This is a genomic window from Ruthenibacterium sp. (assembly GCF_017421385.1).
GTDB lineage: Bacteria > Bacillota > Clostridia > Oscillospirales > Ruminococcaceae > Ruthenibacterium > Ruthenibacterium lactatiformans.
The window spans coordinates 1-7449 of record NZ_JAFOIN010000115.1 but is presented as its reverse complement, the minus strand read 5'-3'; the positions used below and the strand labels follow the sequence as shown (position 1 = coordinate 7449).

The 7449-nt window shown below is 65.4% G+C and carries 7 protein-coding genes; all 7 read left to right on the top strand.

What is annotated here, in order from left to right; all coding sequences use genetic code 11:
- A partial coding sequence (gene smc / locus IIY41_RS13205; protein WP_287401126.1) for a chromosome segregation protein SMC occupies nucleotides 1-2551 on the top strand: 2551 nt, incomplete at its 5' end.
- 47 nt (nucleotides 2552-2598) lie between these two features.
- Nucleotides 2599-3510, top strand: coding sequence for a signal recognition particle-docking protein FtsY (gene ftsY / locus IIY41_RS13200; RefSeq protein WP_050005425.1), 912 nt, complete (start codon nucleotides 2599-2601; stop codon nucleotides 3508-3510).
- Between the two features lie 13 nt (nucleotides 3511-3523).
- A complete protein-coding gene (gene rdgB, locus IIY41_RS13195) occupies nucleotides 3524-4222 on the top strand; it encodes an RdgB/HAM1 family non-canonical purine NTP pyrophosphatase (protein WP_058722991.1) in 699 nt (232 codons plus the stop codon).
- Between the two features lie 95 nt (nucleotides 4223-4317).
- Complete coding sequence (locus IIY41_RS13190) at nucleotides 4318-4614, top strand: YhbY family RNA-binding protein (protein ID WP_009322484.1); 297 nt, start codon at nucleotides 4318-4320, stop codon at nucleotides 4612-4614.
- A gap of 14 nt (nucleotides 4615-4628) precedes the next feature.
- The gene (nadD, locus tag IIY41_RS13185) at nucleotides 4629-5249 is read left to right on the top strand and encodes a nicotinate (nicotinamide) nucleotide adenylyltransferase (RefSeq protein WP_009322485.1); all 621 of its coding nucleotides are present in this window, start codon (nucleotides 4629-4631) and stop codon (nucleotides 5247-5249) included.
- An 84-nt stretch (nucleotides 5250-5333) separates the two neighbouring features.
- Nucleotides 5334-5930 (top strand): bis(5'-nucleosyl)-tetraphosphatase (symmetrical) YqeK, encoded by a 597-nt coding sequence (yqeK, locus tag IIY41_RS13180; protein ID WP_242853482.1) that lies wholly within the window; start codon nucleotides 5334-5336, stop codon nucleotides 5928-5930.
- On the top strand, nucleotides 5905-7248 hold the full coding sequence (locus tag IIY41_RS13175; protein WP_009322487.1) for an LCP family protein: 1344 nt from the start codon (nucleotides 5905-5907) through the stop codon (nucleotides 7246-7248). Before yqeK ends, IIY41_RS13175 begins: the two co-directional genes overlap by 26 nt.
- The last annotated feature ends 201 nt before the right edge of the window (nucleotides 7249-7449 follow it).

Genomic DNA, 7449 nt, shown 5'->3' with positions numbered 1-7449 from the left:
CGCCGCCGAGGTGCGGGGCCACGGCGAGGGCATCGCCGCCTGCGAGCGGCAGGCGGCCGCATACGCCGCGCGCACCGGGGAGCTGGAAGCCCTGCTGGAGGAGCTGCAGAACAGGAGCGCGGCTTCCGGCGAGCGGCGCGGCGTGGTAACGGGCCGGCTGAACGCCATGGCCGCGCGCATTACGGATTTAAAGGTCGCGGCCGCGGGCGCGGCGTCGTCGGTTGAGGCGGCAAAAAAACGCCTTGCCGCCGCCGAGAGCGAGGGCGCGGCCAACGCCGCCCTGACGCGGGACCTGGAGGAGCAGAAGGCAGAGACGGACGCTTTTCTGCAGGACGCGGTGGAGCGGCTGACACGGCTTGAGAACATCAAGGGCGGCCTGACGCTCAAGGTGGAAAGCCGCCGCGGCGCGCTGGCGCAGGCGGACGAGAACGAACAGAAGCTCCTGCGCGCCATCGAGGCCGCCCGGCAGCGCATCGCCATGCTGAAGGATCTGGAGCGCAATATGGACGGCTTCCAGAGCAGCGTCAAGGCCGTGATGAAGGCGGCGGCGAACCGCCGTCTGCGCGGGATCACAGGGCCGGTGTCCACCATCCTTTCCGTCAAGCCGGGGTACGAGGTGGCCATTGAAACGGCGCTGGGCTTTGCTTTGCAGAACATCGTTGTGGAAAACGAGACGGCGGCCAAGGCGGCCATGGCCTTTTTGCGGGACGAGCGCGCGGGGCGCGCCACATTTTTGCCGCTGGACACCGTCAAGCCCGGCAGCTTCAACGGCCGTTTGCCCGAGGGCGCGGTGCTGGCCAGCAGCCTTGTGACGTATGACGAAAAATATGCAAATATCGTTTCCAGCCTGCTGGGACGCATCGTCGTGGTGGACGACATCAACGAGGCGTCGCGCACGGCCCGCGCGCTGGATTACCGCAACCGTGTGGTGACGGTGGACGGCCAGGTCGTCAACGCGGGCGGCTCGTTCACGGGCGGCAGCGTTTCCCGCTCCGCCGGGCTGTTCAGCCGCAAGCAGGAGATCGACGAGCTGAAGAAAAAGGTGGAGGCGCTGGAAAAGCAGCGGGACGCCGCGGAGGAAAAAACCGACAGGGCGAAGGCTGAGGTGGACGCGCTTTCCGCCGAGCTGACCGCCACCGAGAGCGAGGCCATCACCGCGGGGGGCGACAAGATCCGCGGCGAGGTGGAAAGCGGGCGCATCGCCGCCGCGCTGTCCCAGGCGCGGGCCGCGGGGGAAATGCTTTCCGCCGAGCGCGCCCAGCTTGCCGCGCAGATCGCGGCGAGCGAAAAGGCGGGGGCGGACGCCGCCGCCGAGATGGAGGTGCTTACACGGGACAGCGCCGCGCTGGAGGAGGAGCTGCGCGCCATCTCCGGCAGCGACGACACCTTCCTGGAAACGCGCACGCGCCTTGCGGACGAGCTTTCCGACTTGAAATTGAAGGCGCTGGCCGCTCAAAAGGATATCGAGAGCCACCGCGCGGCCATTGTCCAGCTGGAGAGCCGCACGGATGAGAGCGACGCGCGGGCAAGACAGCTTGCCGCAAACATCGAGACGCTGACGGCCCAGAACGCCGAGCGCGCCGCGCAGATCGAGACCATCCGCGCAGCCATTGCGGGCAGCCGGAACGAGATCGAAAAGCGGGAAGAGGCCAAGGCCGGAGCGGTGCGCCGCCGCATGGAAAAGGAAGGCGGCATCACCCAGCAGACGGCGCGGGTGCGCAAGATCACGGACGAGCGCGAGGCGCTGGGACGTGAGATCGCCCGCCTGACCGAGCAGAAGGAGCAGAAGGACGCCGAGTACGAGCAGACGGTGGCAAAGCTCTGGGAAGAATACGAGCTGACGCTCTCCGCCGCGCAGGAGCTGTGCGTGCCGTTTGAGAGCGGGGCCGAGCTGCGCCGCCAGGTGTCCGAGGTGCGCGGCAAAATCAAGGCTCTGGGCAATGTGAACGTGAGCGCCATCGAGGAATATGCCGAGGTAAGCCAGCGGTACGAGTTCCTGCGCGCCCAGGTGGGCGATGTGGAAACCAGCAAGGCCGAGCTGCAAAAGCTCATCGCGGGCCTTTCGGACGAGATGCGCGCCATGTTCAGCGAGAGCTTTGCGGCCATCAACCGCAACTTCGGCCGTATTTTTGCCGAGCTGTTCGGCGGCGGCACGGCGCGGCTGTATCTGGAGGACGAGGCCGATGTGTTGGGCAGCGGCATCAGCATCGAGGTGGCGCCTCCGGGCAAGATCATCCGCAACCTGTCGGCGCTGTCGGGCGGCGAACAGGCGCTGGTGGCCATCTCCATTTATTTCGCCATTTTCGGTGTGAATCCCGCGCCCTTCTGTGTGCTGGACGAGATCGAGGCCGCGCTGGACGACGTGAACGTCACGCGCTTTGCACAGTATCTGCGGCGCATTTCAAGCGAGACACAGTTCATCGTCATCACCCACCGCCGCGGCACCATGGAAGAGGCCGACGTGCTGTACGGTGTGACGATGCAGGAGGACGGCGTGTCCAAGGTGCTCAAGCTGGACCTGGAGCATGTGGACGCGAGCCTTGTTTCCTGACGGAGCGGGGCAATCCTTGCGGATATTTATGAACGGAGTGGATACGATTGGGCTTTTTTGAAAAACTGGGCGAGGGACTGCGCAAAACGCGGGATTCCATCTTCGGCTCCATCGCGGGCCTTGTGAATGCGGGCGAGATCACCGACGAGCTGTACGACGACCTGGAGGAGCAGCTCATCCTGGCGGATACGGGCGCGGATGTGGCCATGCGGCTGGTGGAGGAGCTGCGCCAGGAGGTGCGCCGCAAGCACCTCAAGACAGGCGCGGACGCGCTGGAGGCCCTCAAGGGCATCATCCGCGAGATGCTGCGCGCCGACGGGGAGATGCAGCTTTCCGGCAGGCCCGCGGTGGTGCTGGTCATCGGCGTCAACGGCGTGGGAAAAACGACCTCCATCGCAAAGCTGGCTCATCTGTACAAGCAGCAGGGCAAGCGCGTGATGCTGGCCGCAGGCGACACCTTCCGTGCCGCTGCCGCCGAGCAGCTGTGCGTTTGGGCCGAACGCGCGGACGTGCCTGTCGTGAAGCACAATGAAGGGGCGGACCCCGCCGCCGTTCTTTTCGACGCGGTGCAGAGCGCCGCCGCCCGGGGCTACGACATGGTCATCTGCGACACCGCGGGCCGCCTGCACAACAAAAAGAACCTGATGGACGAGCTTTCCAAAATCAGCCGTGTGGTGCACAAGGCATGCGGCACCGCCAGCGTGGAGACGCTGCTGGTTCTGGACGCCATCACGGGGCAGAACGCCATCAGCCAGGCCAGCCAGTTTATCGACGCGGCCGGGGCCACGGGCATCGTGCTCACGAAGCTGGACGGCACGGCCAAGGGCGGCGCGGTCATCAGCATCAAGGCGAAGCTGGGCCTGCCCGTGCGCTTTGTGGGCGTGGGCGAGGGCATGGACGACCTGATGGAATTCGACCCGGACGCTTTTGTGGACGCGCTGTTCCTGCGCGAGGAATGAGGGAGGACGGAGCATGGAATTCATTGCAGCGACCAACAATCCCGGAAAGATGGCCGAGATGTGCCGCATTCTGGAGCGCATGGGCCACACCGTCCGGAGCCAGCGCGAGGCCGGCGTGACGCTGGAGCCCGAGGAGAACGGCACAACGTTTGCCGAAAACGCGTGCATCAAGGCCCGGGCCATCTGCGAGGCTGCGGGCACAGCCACCATCGCGGACGATTCCGGCCTGTGCGTGGACGCGCTGGACGGCGCGCCGGGCGTGTATTCCGCGCGCTACTGCGGCCGCCACGGCGACGACGAGGCCAACAACGACAAACTGCTAGAGGAACTGGCGGGCGTGCCCGAGGGAAAACGGGCCGCGCGGTTCGTCAGCAGCATCTGCGTGTGCCTGCCCGGCGGGCGCTGCGCCGTGTTTGAGGGCGTGTGCCCGGGCCGCGTGGGCTTTGTGCGCAGAGGGACGAACGGCTTTGGGTACGACCCGCTGTTCATCCCGGACGAGGTGGGCGTGCCGGGCGGCGGGGGAACGGCGGAAAACACGCAGGGCCGCTCCTACGCCGAGCTTTCGGCCGCGGAAAAAGACGCCATCAGCCACCGGGGCCGCGCCATGGAGCGCATGGAAGCAGAGCTGGCGCGTTTCCTTGCGGATGGGAGCGTCATCGGCATGACGTGCGGGAACGCATGCATCACGGTGGCGGACAAGGCGGAGGGCTGACGCGTAAATGCCGGGCGCGCCGGGCTTTTCCAACACGCGCGCGGCAAGTCGTGAACCGTTCGCTGCAAATCTGATACAGAAAAGGGATAAAGTATATGTTGACAAGCAAACAGCGCGCGATCCTGCGCGCACAGGCCAACGGCCTCGACGTCGTGTTCCAGGTGGGCAAGGGCGAGATCGACGACGCTCTGGTGAAAAGCACGGCGGACTGCCTCGCCGCGCGGGAGCTCATCAAAATGAAGGTGCTGGAAAACAGCGCCTATTCTGCAAAGGAAGCCGCCGCCATCCTGGCCGAGAGAACGGGCAGCGACTGCGTACAGGCCATCGGCTCCAAATTTGTGCTGTACAAGCAGAAGCAAAAGGAAAGCAAATATGCCGATCTGCTGAAATAAGATAGGGGCGAGCCATGGGACCGCAGAAGATCATTCTGTTCGGCGGCACGTTCGACCCGCCCCACAACGGCCATATGACGCTGCTGGCCGGGGCCATCGAAGCGGTGCGGCCGGACCTTGTGCTGGTGGAGCCGGCGGGTACGCCGCCCCATAAGCGCGCGGGCGGCACATCCGCCGCCCACCGTCTCGCCATGTGCGAGTGCTTCCGCCCGCTGTTTCCGGAGCTGGTGCTGGATACCACGGAGATCGCGCGCGGCGGCAAAAGCTATACCATTGATACCGTGCGGCAGATGAACGCGCGGTATCCCGGCGCACAGCTTTATTTTCCCATGGGCAGCGATATGCTGCTCTGGTTCCGCAACTGGGCGGCGTACAGGGAGCTGCTGCGCCGCGTCGTTCTTGTGGCGCACCTGCGCACGGGCGAGGACGCGGCTCCGGTGCGGGAATACGCGGCCGGGCTTGCGGCCGAGGGCGGCACGGTGCTGTTTGCCAAAGCGCCCGTGTTTCCCGTGTCCTCCACCGAGGTGCGCGCGCTGGCGGCAAAGGGCAGGCCGTTGGACGGCCTTGTGCCCGAAAGCGTGGCGGCGTACATTGCGCGGCACCATCTTTATACGCCCGCGGCCGGGGAGGCCTGACGCGCCCGGCTGCAGGACATTTGAAGCGCACGCTTCGGCCGGGCCGCTGCGGGCGCGAATCGAGGCGACCTGATTTTGATTTCCGTGGACGAGGCGAAACGCCTTGCAAAGAAAAATCTTTCCCCAAAGCGGTATGAGCACACCTGCAATGTGCGCAAGCTGGCCGTGAAGCTGGCGAAGGCCCACGGCGCGGACGAAAAGAAAGCAGCGCTGGCCGCGCTGCTGCACGATATCGCAAAGGAGCTGCCGCGGGACAGATTATTGCAGATATTTACAGAAAATGCTATAATAGCTGGTAATGCAGCCCAGCGCCCCGCCCCGGTGTGGCACGGCGCGGCCGCAGCGATCCTTGCACAGACGCAGTACGGCGTGGACGACGGGGAGATCCTCTCCGCCATCCGCTGCCATACCACCGGAAGGCCCGGCATGACGAAGCTGGATAAAATCATCTACCTTGCCGACATGGCAAGCTACGAGCGCACCTATCCCGAGGCGGAGCAGCTGCGGCGCCACGCGCTGGCGGACCTGGACCGCACCGCCATCGAGGGGCTCGGCCTTTCCATTGCATGGCTCAAGGCCGGGGGCAAGCCCGTGGACGAGGAATCCCTCCTTGCCTACGCGGATTTGCGCGCGCGGTATTACGGAGGTAGGACCAGTGAGCAGACCGCAGGAGAACCGTGAGATCGATATCACCCGCGCCCGCCCGAAAAAGGGAGCGGCCCCGGCGCCGCAGGGCGCGCAGCCGGCCCCTCATGGGGCGGGAGAACACGCGGGACAGCAGGACGCGCAAAAGCAGCACGGCACAGCGCGCGCATCGTCTGCGCGGCCCGGCGGCGCGAAAGCGCATGCCGGTGCGGGGGGACAAGCAGGAACCCGGCCTGCCGGAGCGCGCGGCAAACGGACAGGCCGGCGCAGAGCCGGTATCGCGGCGCTCGCCGTACTGCTGGTACTTGCGGCCCTGGCAGGCGGCGCGTACCTGTATGTGGACAGCCTGATCGACCGCAGTGACCTGGGCAGCTTTGACGATGTTTCGTCCCCCGTCAGCACCAGTGCGGAACCCAGCATTGTCCCGCCGGATTTCGCGGGCGTGCGCAACCTTCTGGTGCTGGGGCTGGATTACGAGGCGGAGGGCCCTGTTGCCCGTGACGAAAAGCATCCAAATACGGATATGATCTTATATGTCCGCCTGGACGGAAACGCCCATTCCATGACCATGCTGCAGATCCCCCGGGATGTGTTTGTGGGGGAGGCGGGCGGCGCCGCAGGCAAGATCAACGGCATCCTGGCCAAAAATGTGGACATTGGGGACGGAAACGGCCTGGGTGCGGTGAAAACGTACATCGAAACGAATTTCGGGCTGCCCATCGACGATTATGTCACCATCGATATGGATGCATTGACGGAAATGGTGGACGCTTTTGGCGGCGTGGAGGTCTATGTGCCGCAGAATATGCGGTATTACAACGAAAAGACGGGCGCTTTGGAGGGCGAGCTTCTGCAGGGCTGGCGCACGCTGCTGGGCGGCGACTGCGAATTTTTCCTGCGCTACCGGCAGGGCCTGCCCCGCTCGGACCTTGACCGTCTCGTGATGCAGCGGCAGTTCTATGCAGGCTTGTTCCGCCGCCTCAAAACGGCGTCTGTGGGCGACATCGTTAAGCTGCTGCCCGTGGCGCAGAAGTATATCAAAACGGATATTTCCACGCTGGAGCTGATGAGCATTGCCATTGAGGTGAGCGGCATGGACAGCGCGGATATTTCCATCGGCAGGCTCCCGGTCTACGGGTCGGGCCAGCTCTATGCGGGCGAGCACAGCGTTGTGGTGACGGCCAAAGAGGAGACCGCCGCGCTTTTGAATGAATATTTCCGCCCGGCGGACGACCCCATTGCCGCCGCGGACATCGGCACGCCGGAATGGCCCACCACAGGCGGTGCGGCAGGCGCCGAGATGAGCACCATGGGCGACGTGGAAGCCGTGGGTGCAGAGGAGCCCCGGAAATGAGCGGTTTTTACGGCCGTGCTCCGGGCACGGGCTGCGGCGGAGCCGTGCGCCTGCAAGGGAAGGGCGGCTTTCGGGACGCCCCGGAAAGTGAAAGACACCGGAGGTACACGATTTGAACAGACAGCGAGGACCCCGTGATATTGATATTTCCCGCGCGCGCCCGGCAGGGCGGCGCACGGCGCAGCCCAGGCAGGCGGGGGG

Excerpts from the sequence above, each read along its gene's own strand:
- rdgB (WP_058722991.1), top strand. The coding sequence starts at position 3,524 with ATGGAATTCATTGCAGCGACCAACAATCCCGGAAAGATGGCCGAGATG.
- IIY41_RS13190 (WP_009322484.1), top strand. The coding sequence starts at position 4,318 with ATGTTGACAAGCAAACAGCGCGCGATCCTGCGCGCACAGGCCAACGGC.
- nadD (WP_009322485.1), top strand. The coding sequence starts at position 4,629 with ATGGGACCGCAGAAGATCATTCTGTTCGGCGGCACGTTCGACCCGCCC.